The 17,757-nt window shown below is 49.5% G+C and carries 11 protein-coding genes; 1 reads left to right on the top strand and 10 read right to left on the bottom strand.

Annotated elements, in window-relative coordinates:
* The first annotated feature begins 117 nt into the window (after window positions 1–117).
* The gene (locus tag CFX1CAM_RS03265) at window positions 118–2,571 is read left to right on the top strand and encodes an FAD-dependent oxidoreductase (protein ID WP_087861639.1); all 2,454 of its coding nucleotides are present in this window, start codon (window positions 118–120) and stop codon (window positions 2,569–2,571) included.
* Between the two features lie 289 nt (window positions 2,572–2,860).
* On the opposite strand, the gene CFX1CAM_RS03260 is transcribed toward CFX1CAM_RS03265, so the two are convergent.
* From CFX1CAM_RS03260 to CFX1CAM_RS03220, 10 genes are all read right to left on the bottom strand, one after another.
* Entirely contained in the window at window positions 2,861–5,500 is a 2,640-nt protein-coding gene (locus CFX1CAM_RS03260; protein WP_087861638.1) for a S8 family serine peptidase, read from the bottom strand.
* Window positions 5,501–5,936: 436 nt separating this feature from the next.
* A complete protein-coding gene (locus tag CFX1CAM_RS03255; RefSeq protein ID WP_087861637.1) occupies window positions 5,937–6,497 on the bottom strand; it encodes an Ig-like domain-containing protein in 561 nt (186 codons plus the stop codon).
* A 90-nt stretch (window positions 6,498–6,587) separates the two neighbouring features.
* Window positions 6,588–6,989, bottom strand: coding sequence for a hypothetical protein (locus tag CFX1CAM_RS03250; protein WP_087861636.1), 402 nt, complete (start codon window positions 6,987–6,989; stop codon window positions 6,588–6,590).
* 81 nt (window positions 6,990–7,070) lie between these two features.
* Window positions 7,071–7,241 (bottom strand): hypothetical protein, encoded by a 171-nt coding sequence (locus CFX1CAM_RS11295; protein WP_157891668.1) that lies wholly within the window; start codon window positions 7,239–7,241, stop codon window positions 7,071–7,073.
* 72 nt (window positions 7,242–7,313) lie between these two features.
* Window positions 7,314–12,299 (bottom strand): S8 family serine peptidase, encoded by a 4,986-nt coding sequence (locus CFX1CAM_RS03245; protein ID WP_087861635.1) that lies wholly within the window; start codon window positions 12,297–12,299, stop codon window positions 7,314–7,316.
* A gap of 496 nt (window positions 12,300–12,795) precedes the next feature.
* Entirely contained in the window at window positions 12,796–13,248 is a 453-nt protein-coding gene (locus CFX1CAM_RS03240) for a C-GCAxxG-C-C family protein (RefSeq protein ID WP_157891667.1), read from the bottom strand.
* A 36-nt stretch (window positions 13,249–13,284) separates the two neighbouring features.
* A complete protein-coding gene (locus tag CFX1CAM_RS03235; protein ID WP_087861633.1) occupies window positions 13,285–13,962 on the bottom strand; it encodes an RHS repeat protein in 678 nt (225 codons plus the stop codon).
* Between the two features lie 262 nt (window positions 13,963–14,224).
* Window positions 14,225–15,154 (bottom strand): ribokinase, encoded by a 930-nt coding sequence (rbsK, locus tag CFX1CAM_RS03230; RefSeq protein WP_157891666.1) that lies wholly within the window; start codon window positions 15,152–15,154, stop codon window positions 14,225–14,227.
* Between the two features lie 371 nt (window positions 15,155–15,525).
* A complete protein-coding gene (locus CFX1CAM_RS03225; protein ID WP_087861631.1) occupies window positions 15,526–16,845 on the bottom strand; it encodes an amidohydrolase family protein in 1,320 nt (439 codons plus the stop codon).
* 73 nt (window positions 16,846–16,918) lie between these two features.
* Window positions 16,919–17,755, bottom strand: coding sequence for a QueT transporter family protein (locus CFX1CAM_RS03220; protein ID WP_087861630.1), 837 nt, complete (start codon window positions 17,753–17,755; stop codon window positions 16,919–16,921).
* Window positions 17,756–17,757: the final 2 nt, after the last annotated feature.

Raw genomic sequence — 17,757 nt, 5'->3', positions numbered from 1 at the left:
GAAGATGCAAACCCCCTAAAAAATTAATTTAACCAGAGTATAATTCGATGAAAATTATCAACATCGATCTGAATACAATTTTTTAAAGGATCGATTTACAACGAGGAGTAAACGCATATGAAAACAGTCATTATTGGTGGTGTAGCCGGCGGAGCCAGTACAGCAGCCCGATTGCGTCGCATGGATGAACATGCCGAAATTCTTCTGCTGGAGCGGGGTCCTTACGTATCCTTCGCCAACTGCGGCCTGCCCTATCACATCGGTGAGGTCATTCACGATCGGGAAAAATTGCTGGTGGTCACTCCCCAGGACCTGAAAGACTTGCTCAATATCGATGTCCGTGTCAACAATGAGGTCATCCGCATCAACCGGGCGCAGAAAACAATCACGGTACGCAACATTGAAACCGGCAGCACCTACGAAGAAAGTTACGATAAATTGGTGCTGTCACCCGGCGCTGCACCGATCATCCCGTCCCTGCCAGGTGTGAGCCTGCCAGGCGTGTTTACCCTGCGCAATATGCAGGACATGGATGCCATCAAAGACTATATTGATCAGGAAAAGCCCCCTCGCGCTGTGGTCGTTGGCGGCGGCTTCATCGGGCTCGAAATCGCTGAAAACCTGCACCATCGCGGGATCGAGGTGACGTTAATCGAACTGCTCAACCAGGTTCTGGCCCCCATTGATTACGAGATGGCAGCCCTGGTTCATCAGCACCTGACCTTCAAGCGCATCCGTCTGGCCCTGGGTGACGGATTGAAAGCGATCCACCAGGCAGAAAACGGTTGGATGAAAGTTGAGCTGACCAGCGGACGCAGCGTGGATACACACATGTTGATCCTCTCCATCGGCGTCCGCCCCGAGAATCAGCTCGCGGCGGATGCTGGACTTGAACTTGGAGTACGCGGCACGGTGGTCACCAATCAACACATGCAAACCTCTGACCCCGATATTTATGCTGTGGGCGATGTGACCGAAGTGACCGCGCGTATCACCGGCGGACGCACCAACCTGGCACTCGCCGGACCCGCAAGCCGCCAGGGACGCGTGGCAGCAGACCATATCTGCGGGCGGCAATCTTCTTTCAACGGCGTCATCGGCACCTCGGTGGTCAAAGTGTTTGACCTGACCGTTGCCTCGGTCGGTCTGAACGCCAAAGCCCTCGAATCTGCCGGCATCCCCTACTTAAATAATATCATCCATGTCTCCAATCATGCCGGTTACTACCCCGGTGCCTCTCCAATGTCCCTCAAGCTGCTGTTCAAAGAAGACGGGCACATCCTCGGCGCCCAGGCGGTCGGGCTGGAGGGCGTGGATAAACGCATTGACGTGATTGCCACAGCCATCCAAGCCGGTCTGACGGTTTACGACCTGGAAGAACTCGAACTGGCTTATGCGCCGCCCTTTGGATCCGCCCGAGACGCGGTCAATATCGCCGGGTTTGGTGCAGGTAACGCACTGCGCGGTGACGTCAAACTGATGAATTGGGATCAGGTAGCCAGCCTGGACCGGGGAAAAACCACCATTCTTGACGTGCGTTTACCTGAAGAACTGGCTCTGGGTATGATCGATGGCGGTGTACACATCCCCCTGCAACAGGTGCGCAGCAAGATTAATGAAATCCCCAAAGACCGACCCGTATTGGTCTACTGTCAGACCGGGCAACGTTCTTATTTTGCGTCGCGCATCCTCAGCCAATTGGGTTTTGATGTTTACAACCTCAACGGTGGATACAAAACCTATTCCCACGCCGTTGGTCGCCAATCGAACTTTGATGTTTATGAGCACGTCAGCATTAGCAGCAAAGAGGAGTTGAAAGAAATTCCGCCAGAAAAAGCAATTGCCGCTCAGGAATTCATCGTCGACGCCTGCGGACTGCAGTGCCCCGGACCGATTTTGAAACTGTATAACAAAATTAAAGAGGTGGAGGACGGCGATATCGTCACCGTCCAGGCCACCGATTTTGGTTTCACCAGCGATGTTGAAGCCTGGGCAAAATCTACAGGCAACCGCCTGCTTTCGATCGATACCGAAGACGGTAAGATCGTGGCGAAAATTCAGAAAGGCGCCCCCCGACACGTTGTATCAGCGCCAGCACTGGGGATGAATAAAACCATGGTGATCTTCTCCGGAGACCTCGACAAAGCCATCGCCGGCTGCATCATCGCCAACGGTGTGATCGCCTCGGGTCATCAAGCATCCATGTTCTTCACCTTCTGGGGGCTGAACCTGTTGCGCAAAAACGAACACGTTTCGGTCAAGAAAAATTTAATCGAGCGGATGTTCGGCTGGATGATGCCGCGCGGCACGCAGAAGGCAAAGCTCTCCCAGATGCATATGGCGGGTATGGGCACTGCCATGATCAAGGGCATTATGAAGAAAAAGAACGTCGATTCGCTGCCCACCATGCTGCAAACTGCCATCGAAAACGGCGTTCGCGTCCAGGCTTGCCAGATGTCGATGGACCTGATGGGCATCAAGCGCGAGGAGCTGATCGACGGCATCGAGGTGGTCGGCGTGGCGACCATGCTGGCAGCATCGGATGAATCCAACGCCGTCATCTTTATTTAATCACCCGTCCGCATGGTTGAAACGGATCTTGATCCGATGACGTTTTTGTTCACAAGCGCTCACTGACCTGCGTAATCTTTCTCAGCTCAACGATGGAGGATCGGATATCGACCCTCCATCGTTTTTTATTCGCGGCTTTGGTCTGGAGGCGCGGTTACATCCTCAGCAGCCAATCACCGGACGTTCTGCCTGGTTTTCATTTCTTATGTTCAAGCCTTTTCAAAAGTCAATCACAAAAGGCTGCCTCCTTCGTGGGGGCAGCCTTTATTCTCGTCAATGGATGTTTTCTTTACCGTACGATGAGCGGCAGGAAAGTTCGGTTTCCTGATCCCTCTGTTACGACAAGTGTGACCGGAACATCGATCATTGGAGCCTGAGGAGATCTAATCCTGATCTTCGCAAGGTATTCTCCTTTGACCAGCCCGGTGGAATCAAAGGTCACAGTAATGTTAACCTCACCACCGGGCGGAATCGTACCGCTTTCCGGGTTTTCAGATAACCAGGGCACATCAGAAGCAGGGGAAAGATACAATTCAACATCATCCAGGAAGAAGTTGCCCTCACCCACTGTATTTGAATCAAATTTTATTTCATGCAAGTTTCCATCAGCATAGGCAGACACATCCAGCTCGATCTGACGATAACCAAAAACGCCGCAAGCCGGATCGGTGCCATCTGTACGCCAGATTTCATGATCGTCAATTAGTAAGCGTAAATAATTATTTACCCCTCCTATCCCACATACATATTGCTCAACATAAAAACTCAGCTCAGCCAAACCAACTCCGATGGTCACATCCTGGGAAACATATCCAGAATCGCCACTATAGCTACCTCCGAACCAGGACCAGACATCTCCAGTTCTTGGGCCGGTTCCCGTTCCAGTTCCACAATCATCGATTGTGCACAACGGTGTTCCAAATAGCTCGGAATATTCTTTCCAGAATGAGTTGGGTGTGTAGCCTTCAAAGCTTGGGTCGGAGACCAATTGAACATCAGGAAGTAGGGGTACTGGCATATCGATCAAGGTGAAATCTGCTTTGCCAGCGCCAGTGTTGGACAGCTTTAACGTTTGCGTTTTCGTTCGGTCAGGGGCAAGAGTTTCAACCAGGCTGGTGGGAGCAACGCTCAAGCAGGGCGCATTTAAACGTAATTCAAAGTTGTTAACAAGATTGGCGCCTTCCTCCAGAACCACCCCAAACACAGTCTGAGTCACATAACCATTCATCACGACTTCAAGGTCATATGTTCCAGCGTCTAGGGCAAAGATATAATTCCCACCACCATCCGTTGTCAGGCTTGTCAATAAGGCACCATGATCATAAATATTAACCGTTGCGCCTCCTAGCGGAGCTGGATTGACATCGCACATTTCTAAACCTGACACAACACCTCTCAAAGTGGTGGCACCACAAATGCTTGCTGCAGCCTGTACGGCAGCCAGGGCGTTTATTTCGCCCCAACCCGTGGCAAAGTTAGGATAATTGGTCGGCGTTAACGGTGATCCATCATCATAGGTCATCGGAGTTGCCGTATCCTCTAACAGAGTTTCGGTTAACGCGTAATCCCCCACCAAACAGGGCCCTGCCTGCCACATTAAAGCGACCAGGCCGGTCACATGCGGTGCTGACATGGAGGTTCCAGACCAACCATTTTGGTAAGCCGTATCTGAGGAAGGAACGGAGGAACGAATATTCACGCCAGGAGCCACAACCTGCGGTTTCATCATGTCGAACCCGGCTTTGGCGTTGATCGTATCAGGGTTGTCGGTGGGCCCCCAGTTAGAATGAGTCGCATACTGTCCATCGCTATTGCCAGAAGAGCCCACGCCGGTGACATTGCCATAGCGGGCAGGGTTGCCAACCGTATTGAGCCCTGGTGGCCTGGAATATCCACAATTTGAATTATTACCATTCGAAAAAACAGGGTAAATGCCTGCTGCATGCCAGGCATCGACAACATCCTGGTACCAGTCATCATATGAACGGTTACAATCACCCCAGGAATTATTGACCACATGGGCACGCAAGTCCGGATTTGGGACGGTGCCGTCAGTTTTGGTCGGCGCGGTGATAAATTGTGCACAAGTTAACAATGCGGAATCAGCACATGAGTTGGAGTTACACCCCCGGCAAGCAATCCAATTTGCGCCCGGTGCCATACCAATTTGATTAGCGCCGCCATCATCGCCAATAGCGGTCCCCATGGTATGTGTGCCATGACCATGTCCATCAGCAGGACTTAAGTAAGTGTTATAAGGATCAAACCAGTTATAGTCGTGGTCAAAACTGCCACCACCCAGGTTGCCGCGGTATTGATTCACCAGAGCCTGATGGGTGTAACGCACTCCTGTATCAATATTGGCGACCACCAATCCCTCGCCGGTATAACCGAGAGCCCAGGCTTGATCGGCTTTCACTCGGGAGATATTGGATCCAACGCCGTTGATGCCGTTGTCAAAAGCTGAATCAACTTGTTCGGGTGCATACAGGAGATATTCTTTAACAGGGCGAATTGCCGAAATTTCGGAAAAATTCAATAACCCATTGACAACATTAAGATTGGATTCTAACACCAGGATGGAGTTTTTAATCCAAAAGGATTGATAAGAAATATTGCCCTCATCCAGGTAAGCCCTGACATTGCGCTGAGATTGATCGGCTTCTTTGCTGAGTTGCTCGTATACATACTGACCCCGTGAACGCCAGTCCATCGTATAGGCAGGGGTTAGGTCTGGCTGGTTTTTAAAATCAATCCAGTAACTCGTTGTTCCTTTGGATTGTAGGTCTTGAACGACCTGAGGGTCAACAAATACAGGGGTTTGTGGTTCAATGTCTTCTGCCAAAACGTGAAGCGGCAGAATTGAAACGAAAAGAAATCCAACAATCAAGAAAAACGAAGAGATTTTCAAATAATTGGTTTTAAACATGGCTACTCCTTCTATATTAAATTTTTTTTGATTCGATTTGCAATTTTTGATCAAAAGCCTACGCACCAATCCGGTCAACCGAACTTCATTGGGTTTTTTCTTCTATTCATAAAAATTTTAAACCCTTAACTCGATAAACGATTTTCTCATCGATATGCGTTTCCTTTCTGACTGTTTTTATGAATGTTGGAATAGCGGCTCGTGCGCTTCGCTTGATTGTAACACAGGTTGCAATTATTAAAGTTGTCCAGGTCCACTCGATCAAAAGATTTTTCTCAGATCTCGATTTCTCATCTTTTTAAAATCCGCTCTTTGACAATGAATACATGAAGATCGCTTTGCATGAAGAATCCGTTATCGCTCACCGCAACCACAATCACAAAAAGCTGCCTCCTTTGTGCGAGGCAGCCTTTATTCTCGTCAATGGATGTTTTCTTTACCGTCGGATGAGCGGCAAGAAGATTTTATTCAAAGGTTTGGCTCCGACAGTAATCGTTACCGTTGCAATATTTGAGTCAATCAGCCCATCATTGGCTTTAAAGGTAAAGCTGTCTACGCCTGACCAGGTAGGGTTGGGAATATAGGTCAGTGCGGGCAATTCACCCATTCCGTATTCAAGGACGCCATGTCCCGGTCCACCAACGATGCTGTAAGCCAGCACGTCGCCGTCCGGGTCTGTTGCCACCAGGGAGATGGCAATGGGCGTATTGAAGGGTGTTGTAACAGCCTGGTCTTCAGCGACAGGAGCCTCATTGATCACATGCAATGTCACCGGCACATCGATCGCTGGAGCCGGTGGCGAACTGACCCTGATGATCGCAAAGTAATCACCGATACCCAAACCCGTTGAATCAAAGGTCACGGCAATGGCAACCTCACCTCCGGGCGGAATCGTTCCGCTTTTCGGGTTTTCAGATAACCAGGGCACATCCCCGCCTTTACAGGTGCCCATACCGCGGATCATCCAGTTGCCCGGGTAATTAAATCCATCAATCAACCTCCAATCATCATCCGGCGGTAGTGTTGGCTCAGCAGGCGGCGGTGAAGTTAACCACCAGCCTATCCAGGAACGTCCTTGCGAAGTGGTTTAATCCAAAGCCGCAGGATAATAACTGGATCCCGACTTTTTCATGGCGATCACGCCAATCAGGACGTCGCCCGGGCCGTCCAGGTCAACACCGCCCGGTAATGGATAGGTGTTCCAGGCATCGAGAGCTTCAACTACCACTTCGAAACGAGCTAAAAAGTGCGCACCAACCGCGGGATCGGTATTACCGCTTGTGTTTTCGTAAACCACCAGGTCCATCCTGTCGCCAACCCAGACTTGGTCCTGACTGGCAAAGTAAACCTGGATTTCATCAAGGGTAAAGGGATAAACGCCCGCATCAGGAGTAAAACGATTCAAAAAGATGAATTCCCAATCCCCGCCAATAATGCCGATACCGTTCTCCCTTGTGCCGTCATCGAGGATCAGCTCCACGTCAGCCATGGGGAAGGCTGTGTTCGGCAGGCTGTTGTAGGGCCCGGTGTTCGAGAGGATAACCGTTCCATTTTCCAGGCACGTAGAGTGCTATATACCAGATTTGCCTAACAGCGACGAATATTCATCACCAATATCAGTCATCAAAGGCACCTCTGAAAGACAAATAAAATTAAAGTCAGTTTCACCTGCTGGCAGTGTTTTTGTCGTCGCCAGTACCTCTTCATCCCCCTCAACCAACGTTGTGTTTCCCTTCCACATTCGCCATTTTCCAGTTAATACAAAAGAGGCTGCCCTTGCGAGCAGCCTCTATGTGACTTACAGATCGAGAAATTAGTGGAAGATGATTGGCAGGAAGATGGTGTGCAAGGACACCTCTGGTCCCACCACCGTTATATGCACGGTCGCAGTATCAATATATTGTGGTCCTCGATCCGAATCTGGCCAATGTAGCGGTATGCCAATCAGGTTATAGGTAAAGCTGTCTTTGCCAAAGAAACCTGCATTGGGCACGTAAGTAAATGAGCCGTCTTCAGCCAATTCCACGGTGCCGTGCAAGGGAGCATCTTTTAGTTCAACAACCAATCGATCTCCGGGGTTCGGGTCAGAATCATTTGCCATGACGCCGGGCGCCGGCACGACCAGGGTCACATCCATGTCCGTTTCGTAGAAGTCGTCAACCGCCAGCGGGGGTTTGTTATCTCGCAGCACTGTGACGGTGACCGTGGCGATATTCGAGTCGTTCCACCCATCGTTGGCTTTAAAGGTGAAGCTGTCCACACCAAACCATCCCAGGTCTGGGACATAAGTCAGCGTTGGCAGCTCGCCCGGACCATACTGCAGTTCTCCGTGTTCGGGTTCGTCAACAATGATGAAGGTCAATGGGTCGTCTTCCGCATCGGTCGCCTCCAGGGTGATTTCGATGGGCGTATCCTGCAGGGTCTCAACAGCCTGGTCTTCAGCGACAGGAGCCTCATTGATCACATGCAATGTCACCGGCACATCGATCGCTGGAGCCGGTGGCGAACTGACCCTGATGATCGCAAAGTAATCACCGATATCCAAACCCGTTGAATCAAAGGTCACGGTAATGTCAACCTCACCACTGGCCGGAATCGTACCGCTTTCCGGGTTTTCAGATAACCAGGGCACATCACCACCTCCAAACGAGCCCTTACCACGGATCATCCAGTTGCCTGGTAAGAAGTCATCAATTAGCATCCATTCTTCATCCGGCGGCAGTGTTGGCTCAACAGGTGGCGGTGAAGTTAACCACCAGCCTGCCCACGAACGTTCTTGCGAATTGGTTTGATCCAAAGCCGCAGGCCAATAATTGGATCCCGGGGTTTCCATGGCGATCACGCCAATCAGGACGTCGCCCGGGCCGTCCAGGACAACACCGCCCGGTAATGCATAGGTGTTCCAGGCATCAAGGGCTTCAACTTCCACTGGGAAACGAGCTAAAAATTGTGCACCAACCGCGGGATCGGTATTACCGCTTGTGTTTTCATAAACCACCAGGTCCATCCTGTCGCCAACCCAGACTTGGTCCTGACTGGCAAAGTAAACCTGGATCTCATCAAGGGTAAAGGGATAAGCGCCTGGATCAGGAGTAAAACGGTTCAAGAAGATGAATTCCCAGGTCCCGCCAATGCCAATACCGTTCTCCCTTGAGCCGTCATCGAGGATCAGTTCCACGTCAGCCATGGGGAAGGCTGCGTTTGGCAGGCTGTTATAGGGTCCGGTGTTCGAGAGGATAACCGTTCCACTTTCCAGGTACGCAGGGGACGAATAGCCACCATCAATCTCTATGAGCGTGAAATCAACTGGTTCTTCACAAATATTGATAAGGTGCAAAGTTTCAGTCCCGGTCTGATCAGGCCGTAAGCTCTTTTCAAGGCTTTCCGGGTCAACACTCAGGCAGGGTTGCACAACTTCCATTTCCACAGGAACAACTGAAAGCGGCTTGGCAGGGTCATTGCTGGTAATACACAGGTTTGCATGATAGTTGCCCGGACTCATACCCGTTGAATCCAACGTCACCAAAACATCCGTGCTCATGGCCGGTGGGGTTGTACCAGCAGTGGGATCAACCGCCAACCATGGGACGTCCTCAGGATTGGTACACACAGGATCATAAGTCGCCAATCCACGGATCATCCAATTGCCCGGTCTAAACCCATCAATTAACATCCAGGTATCATCAGGTGGAAGCAAGGGCGGGTCAGGCGGCGGCCAGTCGTCCCAGATGCCAATCCAGGAACGATGCTGAGGCGTCGTTGTGTCTAAAGCAGCCGGGTGATAGGCTGAGCCCGGAACTTCCATAGCGATTACACCAATGATCACATCACCAGGGCCATTCAAAACCAGGGGTTCATGCAGGGTATACACGTTCCAAGCCGGCACACCCACAACCGTCACCGGATAGCTGGCCAGGAAATTCGAGCCAATGGCAGGATCAGGGTTACCGGTGGTGTTTTCATAAACCACCAGGATCATCTCATCACCCACAGCCACATTCCCTGCATTATGAAATACAACCCGAATTTCTTTCAAGCTCAGGGGGTATGCCCAGGGCTCCGGCGTAAACCGGTTCAGGAATATGAATTCCCAGGTCCCGCCAATGCCAATTACAGTATCTATTGTGCCGTCATCAAGCACCAGGTGGTAATCTTCTTCAGCTGTGGGTTGTGCGGCTTGTGGCGCTTCGATCCTTGCGCTGTCAAGCGTGAGCATGTCAAGCCGCTCAGCACGTACACCTTCAACCGCAACTGTTGGGTAATCATCCACAGTTTCGCCATCGATTGTCAAGCCTAAAACAGCGGTGATGCCAGGCTCTTCTTCAATCTCCCATTCCAGGTCCACACCCCCTGTATTTCCAATGGTCAGGGTTTTCGACACCGCCTGTCCAGGGAATTGAGAAGAGGAAATCTCTTCAGGGTTCAGGGTGATTTCCGGTGATTCTGAGAAAGGTTTGATTGCGATCGGCAGTTTGTGCGTGGCGACCGTTTCAGCGGACTCGGTGGTTGCAACTTTCAGTTCAATCTGGCCAAACACCCACTCTCCAGGGTCCAGCACATCCATATCGACGTCAACAGTGATCTCCAATTCCTGAGTTTCATCTTTGGGAATGGTAAAGTTGTTTGGAACCACGCTAACTTGCATGCCAGCTGGTGCCTCCACGGTGACAGCGTATGTTGTGGCGTCTGTCAGCACATTTCGTACGGTGCGGGTAAAGGAACAGCTCTCAACGCACTTGTGGTCAACCATGCTGGGTTGATTCAGCGTCTTGGGGTCGCCGCCATCATGCGGGTCTGCCGCGAGGTAATTAGCAAAGGTCTCATTCATCACCAAGCCGACCTGGGCGCCTTCGTGCAAATCAATTCGTCCAGAACCCATGTCAAAATAGCCCGCCGGATCAACGCCATTTTCTTTGAGCACGTCCTGGTAAGCGGTCATCGCCAGGGCAGATTTGATCTCCGCCGGGGTCCAAGTCGGGTATCGCTGCACCATCAGAGCTGCTGCGCCAGCAGCATGGGGCGAGGCCATCGAGGTCCCCTGCATAAAGACATACGCATCTTCGCTTTCATGTCCCGCTGCCAGGATATTCACACCGGGTGCGGTGTAATCAGGCTTCAACAAGTCCCATTGGCTGGGCCCACGGGAGCTAAAATCAGCCATGATGTCGCCTAAACTGTCATCAATAACTGCATGGGTAGCGCTGAGTAAAATCTCAGTTGTGTCCGGATGGTCCAAGATGTAATCTTTTAACGCCTCACCGTCATCCTTGCTAATCATCACCGCGGGAATGTCGCCTGTCGTTGCGCCCATAACAATTGGGAGGCCAGCAGCATTGTTGAAAACAACCAGGCCAATCGCGCCAGCAGCTCTGGCATTGGCTTCTTTATCAGCAAAAGGACAATCGCCACGCTGGATTAATGCAAAGGAATCGTCAAAAAAGCCTGAATCGAAATCCTCACAGCCCAGGTTGTTATCCGGATCATATTTGATAGGCGCCTCGACGTCTGCCGAGATGATTACATTTTCGCCGCGCAACGCGTAAATATTCTGCAAGTCAACGGGCGCGGTTGGGGCAATCACACTCAGGTCGTTGGCAAAAGACCGGTTCTGGGTGCTGGCTGCGACTGCGGCATTCCAGGGGCCGGTATGAGCAACCGTACTGGCGCCGGGGCCATCGTTTCCAGCCGATGTTGAAACAAACATGCCTGCAGCAGTGGCTTCCAGAAATGCCAGATCAACGGGATCATCCCAGGGATCGTCGCCGCCTGAGATGGAATAATTCAGCACATCAACGCCATCATCGAGAGCCTGTTCCGTTGCTGCAACAATTCCTGTATCGTAACAGGACGGGAAACACACCAGGTACGAAATAATGTTGGCACGCGGGGCGACACCTGAAATAGTACGGGGAATCCCAAGCTCGCTAATAATGGCATCATGCTTGTTCCCGGCGATAGTGCTGCCGACATGGGAGCCATGATCATGCCAATCTCGAGCGCTGGTGGGTTGTGGATCAGGTCCTGAATAGAAATTATAAGCACCGATCAATTTGTCGTTACAGGGAAAATCTACATCATAGTCATCAGCATCCGGGTCACACACCCCCACATAAGTCCCTGCGCCAAAGGGATTGGTATGGGTGTAGCCATATCCATCGGTTGCGGCAAACGAGGGATGCTCCGGGTTGACGCCGGTATCCAGCATGGCGACAATCACCCCTTCTCCACGATGCTTGTCCTGGCCAAATTCTCCTTCCCAAAAAGTGGGTGCACCCATGAATGCCGGGCTGGCATCGGTATCAATCTCACGTGCCCTGTCGGGGTAGACTGCCAACACTCCTGGCATTTGTGCAAGGGCGAGCGCCTCTTCGTGGGAGACTTTCACCGCCAGTGCGTTGAGCACATTCAGGTATTGGAACCTGACCTCTACAGAGCGCCCCAACGAAGCACCCATTCGTGAAATGAAATCCACCTGTTTGCCTTCAAGGTACGCTTTATAAGCCAGGCTTGCCGGTGCGGTTGTGTCGAGTTTGTTGGCGCCAGTCACTTGCGGGCTGGTGGCTTGCAAGCTGGGAATGCCACCCATGTACGTTGTCAGGGACGCATCGTCCAGTTGAACAATGTACAATCCGGTTTCGCTCACCGCCAGGCTTGGTGGATCTTGATTTCGTGCTGTCAGCGCTGGCTTGATCTCCGGCGTCTTCTCAGCTCCCCTGGCTGGTCGATCCGCCAGAACTGGCGATGCCATGAAGCTGAGCAACAACACGAAGGTAAACACATTCAAAATTATTTTTTTCATCGTATCCTCCAAAGTTGTTAACAATTAACCGTCATTTTGTACTATGGATAAACTTTTCCTCCGATAAAAACCTCCAGTCATCATTTTTGCAAATAGTGGTTTTTCTCCCAAACAGAATTTCGCTACAAGGCGCAATTAATTCATTAAATACTCTCTTATTCTCTTCCGTTAGACACTAAATTTGGTCCGCATTATGAGTATTTCATGAGAATTGCACTGAGAGACAAAATTCTTGTTAAGCTAATTATTATTGTATCATATTAATGTGATCTGCCATGAAAATTGCCATCGTTAACCTTAAAAAATGGTGGGTTTAAATATGGATAACAGGCAATTCGGTTTTTTCAGTTCCGTAATTTGTGAACTTTCAAAGCCCTAAGCTCTAAACTCTAAGCTCTAAGCTCTAAGCTCTAAGCTCTAAATTCTAAGTTCTAAGCTCTAAATTCTAAATTCTTTGTTGCGTTCCATTTAATTGACAGTCGTGGTGACCCAGTCCTCACCCCTCATCCTGGTCCAGCTCCAACACCTCAGCCGCCAACCGGGCTGCATCGACGACGAGTTGCGTACAAACCGCTCGAAACAGGCCCCGTTCTCGTGCATCCTGCTGGGCTAATGGGTCTCCGATATCCACTCCCAGCAATCCAGGGCAGGTCAATGAGCCATGCAGCGCAGAAAATCGGTTCAAAAACTCTCTCGCCAGAGCATAGCAAGCTTCTTTTTTATCTTTATCATAAACATCGATACCCCGGGCCAGCCCAATGACCATGATCCCACCACTGACCGCGCCACACATCCCGCCGCTGTGCCCGATTCCGCCGCCAAAGGGCATTGCGATTTTCACCGCGGTGGTCAGGTCAAGATTAAAATGCTCGGCAAAGGCGCCAAACGTCGATTGGGCACAATTGTAATGCGCCTCGAACAGTCTTTTTGCTTGATCTTCAAATTTCAAGGGAACTCCTGTCGTCTCTGGATTCGAAATTGTGCTTTAAATAAACAGGTTGCCATCGGGCCGTAGTAATCCCCCTTTCTCCCCGGGTTGGTCACAGGCATCATAAACTGATGTGACCGCATGATTAAGTGGATCGGTAAGTATCGCCAGGTTTCCATTCCCATCAAAGGTAAAGGTTGTGGTCCGATTAAGCAGGTTGGTTTGACTGACCCTGCGGTTTAAAGCATCGTAACTAAATGTGGTCGTATGACCGTTGCCATCAGTTAAGGATATTAAATTCTTAGCCGCGTCATAACTATAAGTTGTCACATACCCGGCTGGATCGACGATTGTCTGCAACAGATCACGATCGGTAAAGGTAAATGTGGTCGCCTTGCCATTGGGTTTCATCTCGCTATGTTCATTTCCTACAGCAACGTATGTAAAAGCAGTAACCCCATCCAGTGCGTCTTTAATTGTCAAAAGCCGATCGAAATCATCATAAGTGAAGGTCGTTGTAAAACCACGAGCATTGGTTTTAGTGATGTTTCGACCCGCATCATCATAGGTGTACACTTCGCTGTCTCCCACCGCATTGGTGAGCCTTATCAGGTCATCGTTATCATTGTAAGTAAAACCGGTTGCATTGCTGCGTGGGTCTGTAATGGTTTGCATCAAACCTGTCATCTTTTCTATTGTACTTGACGAAAGGTCATAATTTTCTTGGTAAGTCATTTAGTTCTCCTTTTCAGATGTTATGATCTTATTAGGGGCTTCTGACTCACCACTTTTTTAAGGTTCTAGATTTTACAGAAAGAATGTTACACTAACTTTAATATCGCTGATTTTTACTTCTCTTGGCCCATGATCATAAGGACAATCTCCTTACATAATTCGATGAACAACACTCTATATATATGTCGAAGCGGGGATTCTGATCATTTCTGAGTAATCAATTTTCTTAGTCATTTAATTGTTCCATTCTACTATTCTTAATTCATTTTTTATAATATTTATTTATCTCTTCCGCATAAGGCATTGACGGGGCAGCTCCATATTTTGTTACAGAAAGACCAGCAACCGTTGTCCCGTAGCGAACCGAATCATAGAAACTGTAATTTTTTGATAATCCAGCAACAAATCCTCCGCAAAATGCATCGCCTGCACCTGTGGTATCAACAACCCGATAAGGAGCATTTGCAGGATAAATAAAATCACTTGCACCATCAAAGCCATAGACACCATTTGATCCCAAAGTAATTATTATTTTATTAACACCTTTTCGAATAAAGTTATTAGCTGCAAATCTTAAACTATTGAGATCATTTTCAACCATTGAGTTTGTCAGAATGGATGCTTCCGTTTCATTTGGAATTACAATATCAACTAACTCATAGAAATTTTCATCGAATTGTTGAGCTGGAGCAGGATTTAAAACAGTAAGGCAATCACAACGCTTTGCATATTGCAGAATATCAGTTGTCGCATTTAAGTTTGTTTCAAGTTGAACTAAAATGATATCTGCTCCGTTTATCAAAGTCTTGGCGAATTCGATATCTTTTGAAGTAAAGTGATCACAGGCGCCAAGATAAACTGTTATCATATTTTGCGCTGTATCATCACCGACCATAATTAATGCACATCCTGTTGCATGGTTATTGTCAACAATAATTCCTTCCAAAGGCATGTTTTCTGATGAATAAAAATCTAAAGCAGCTTTTCCAAAGTAATCATTTCCAATTTTTGTTATCAACAAAACATCTGCGCCAGCTCTTTGTGCAGCGACAGCTTGGTTAGACCCCTTTCCTCCAGGCCCACTATTAAAGGAGCTTGCTTTAATTGTCTCCCCAATTGTAGGCAATCTATTGCAATGAGTTATTAGATCAGCGATATAACTTCCAAATACGACGATTTTCTGTTGTTTCATTACACCTCCATTTAATTCTAATTCATTCATAAAACGAAAGCACTATGGATCTTCTTGTTAAATCATAAATATCTCAAAATCTGACATCCCCTTTTTCAAGGGAACTCCTGTTGTCTCTGGATTCGAAATTGTGCTTCAAAAACGGATTGTCATTGGATCGTAGTAATTCCCCATTCTCCACGGGTTGTTTACAGGCATCATCGTTCTTGATCATTCTCTATTGATATTCTGCTGTCTATCTCCATCACTGAGGTTTGATTATCACTTCCGGGTCTGGTGAGTTGATGTTTTTTTGAGACCTATCACTTCTCCTCCGCCTGATCATCGAAATTATGGGCGTCAGTTGTCTCAATTTTATCGACACACAGGGATTAAAAAACTTCCCTGGCGATGCGATTGGCTTCGGCGCGAGTTGCGGCTTCATCCAATGTAAGCATCTGCCGATCCTTCATCAGCATCTGCCCGGCAACCATCGCATCTCGAACATCACCGATCGAAAGGGCATAAATCAAATGCGAATAATAATCGTAACAAGGCGTCAGGTTGGCTGAATTAAAATCAATCACAACCAGGTCAGCAGATTTTCCAACTTCCAACGATCCGATGATGTCATCCAAACCAACGGCGCGAGCGCCATCGATGGTGAGCATCGAGAATACTTTTTCAGCAGGCAAGACCTTCGGATTGCCGGTAACGCCCTTTTGCACCAGCGCCGCCAGTTGCGCTTCGTGAAACAGGTCAAGGTCGTTATTGCTGGCTGGGCCGTCCGTGCCGATGCTCACATTAACGCCCTGGGCAAGCATATCGGCTACCCGCGCAATTCCCGAAGACAGCTTCAAGTTCGATGAAGGGCAATGCGCCACCGAGGTACCTGTCTCAGCCAGGCGACCAATCTCCTCATCCGTGAGGTGCACACAATGGGCTAATAAGGTGCGTTCACTCAACAAACCAAATTTATCTAAAACCGCAATGGGGCGTGCGCCATGCTTTTCCTGAACCAGTTCCAACTCACCTTTCGATTCAGAGGCATGAGTCACAAAAAGTAAACCACGGTCATGAACCAACCCCATCACGTGTTCCAGGGTCGTCGGACTCGTGGTATAAGCAGAATGCGCCTGGATGCACGGATGCACCAGGGGCACATCGACATAATGGTCCAGGTATTCGATGGCAATCATCTGGTTGGTATGGCGATAATCTTCAAACCCTTCAATTTCTGCAAAACTGGGTCCGGTTACGATACGGAATCCTGCTCGTCGGGATGTTTCCGTCACCTCCGGGTAATACCAGTACATATCAGCCGCGCAGGTGGTACCGGAACGCAGCATTTCGATGATGGCCAACTCAGAACCGGTCACGACGGTTTCAGGAGAAAGCACTGCCGCTTCTACCCGCCAGATGGTCCCTAACCATTGTTCAAGCGGACAGTCATCAACCAATCCGCGCATGAGCGTCATCGCCCAATGCCCGTGGGTATTCACCAGCCCGGGGATAACCACCCGACCCTGTAAATCAACCCGCCCTCCAGCGGTAAATCGGGATTCTGCTTCACTGGCGTCTCCAATCCACAGAATTTTGCCTTCATGCACCGCCAGAGCTGCATCATGTAAAACCTGTCGTTCGGGGTTCATGGTGATAATCGTGCCACCAGTTAACAACGTATCGATGCGGTTGGTCTCTTTGATCATCATGCCATCATCCTTATATAAAACAGGTGAGTGGCTCAACAACCACTCACCTTTATTTCCAACACGTTATCCGAGATTAATCTTCCAACTCTTCTACAAACTGCTCTTGACCGGAAAGCATCACGCTGGCGACAATGATCATCAGCAGGAATGGCAGAACCGACAACCAGACCGCAACCTGACCCTGTGCTCCTGTGAACCCATACAACTGCTGACCCGCAACGCCAATGGCCACCAGCACGCCGACAATCAACCCGCCGATTGCGCCAACGATCATGAGAATTGAACCGATGGTTTTAGCAAAGCCCTTAGCAACATCTTCTTTAGCCATGATGTCCGTCCACACCAAACCCCAGCGCTTGACACGCGGATACAGCAACAGCAACAAGATGGGGCCCAGAACAACGGAAGCAGCAAAGTTATTCACGGTGATGGTGATTGCCAGGAAGGCAAAGGGAACAATACCGGTTAAATCGAGATACCAGGCAATAATGACGCCACAGGCTGCTGCAGCAACCAGTGAAACCAGTTCAAAAGCCAACACTTTCTTGAAGCTGTTGGTATTCTGTTTCATGTCATTCTTGGGCACCAGGCCAAAGGTTGCACCCCACATCTTGTAAGGGATGAAACCCAGGAAGAAGTTCCCAAAGAAACCGAAGATTGAGCCCATTCCCAAAGTGCCGCCAAACAGGTCTCCAATTAAGTTACCGATGGCGGCGCCCCAGGCGCCAGCTGGGCCAAATAACAGCCCGAAAACGGGTGGGAAGACATTCGCCGGGCGCACCTCGGTGACTCCGGGTACAATCGGGATGCCGCCCTTGAAAACAATTAGAAATGCTGCGTAAATTGCAGCGGAAAGCGCCACCAGGATGATCATCCGGGTGTTCTTCCACATGGTTACAACTTCTTTCATGA

The sequence above is a fragment of the Brevefilum fermentans genome (assembly GCF_900184705.1).
Classification (GTDB): Bacteria; Chloroflexota; Anaerolineae; order Anaerolineales; family Anaerolineaceae; genus Brevifilum; species Brevifilum fermentans.
The sequence above is the reverse complement of the archived record's forward strand: the minus strand, read 5'-3'. Positions and strand labels throughout refer to the sequence as shown.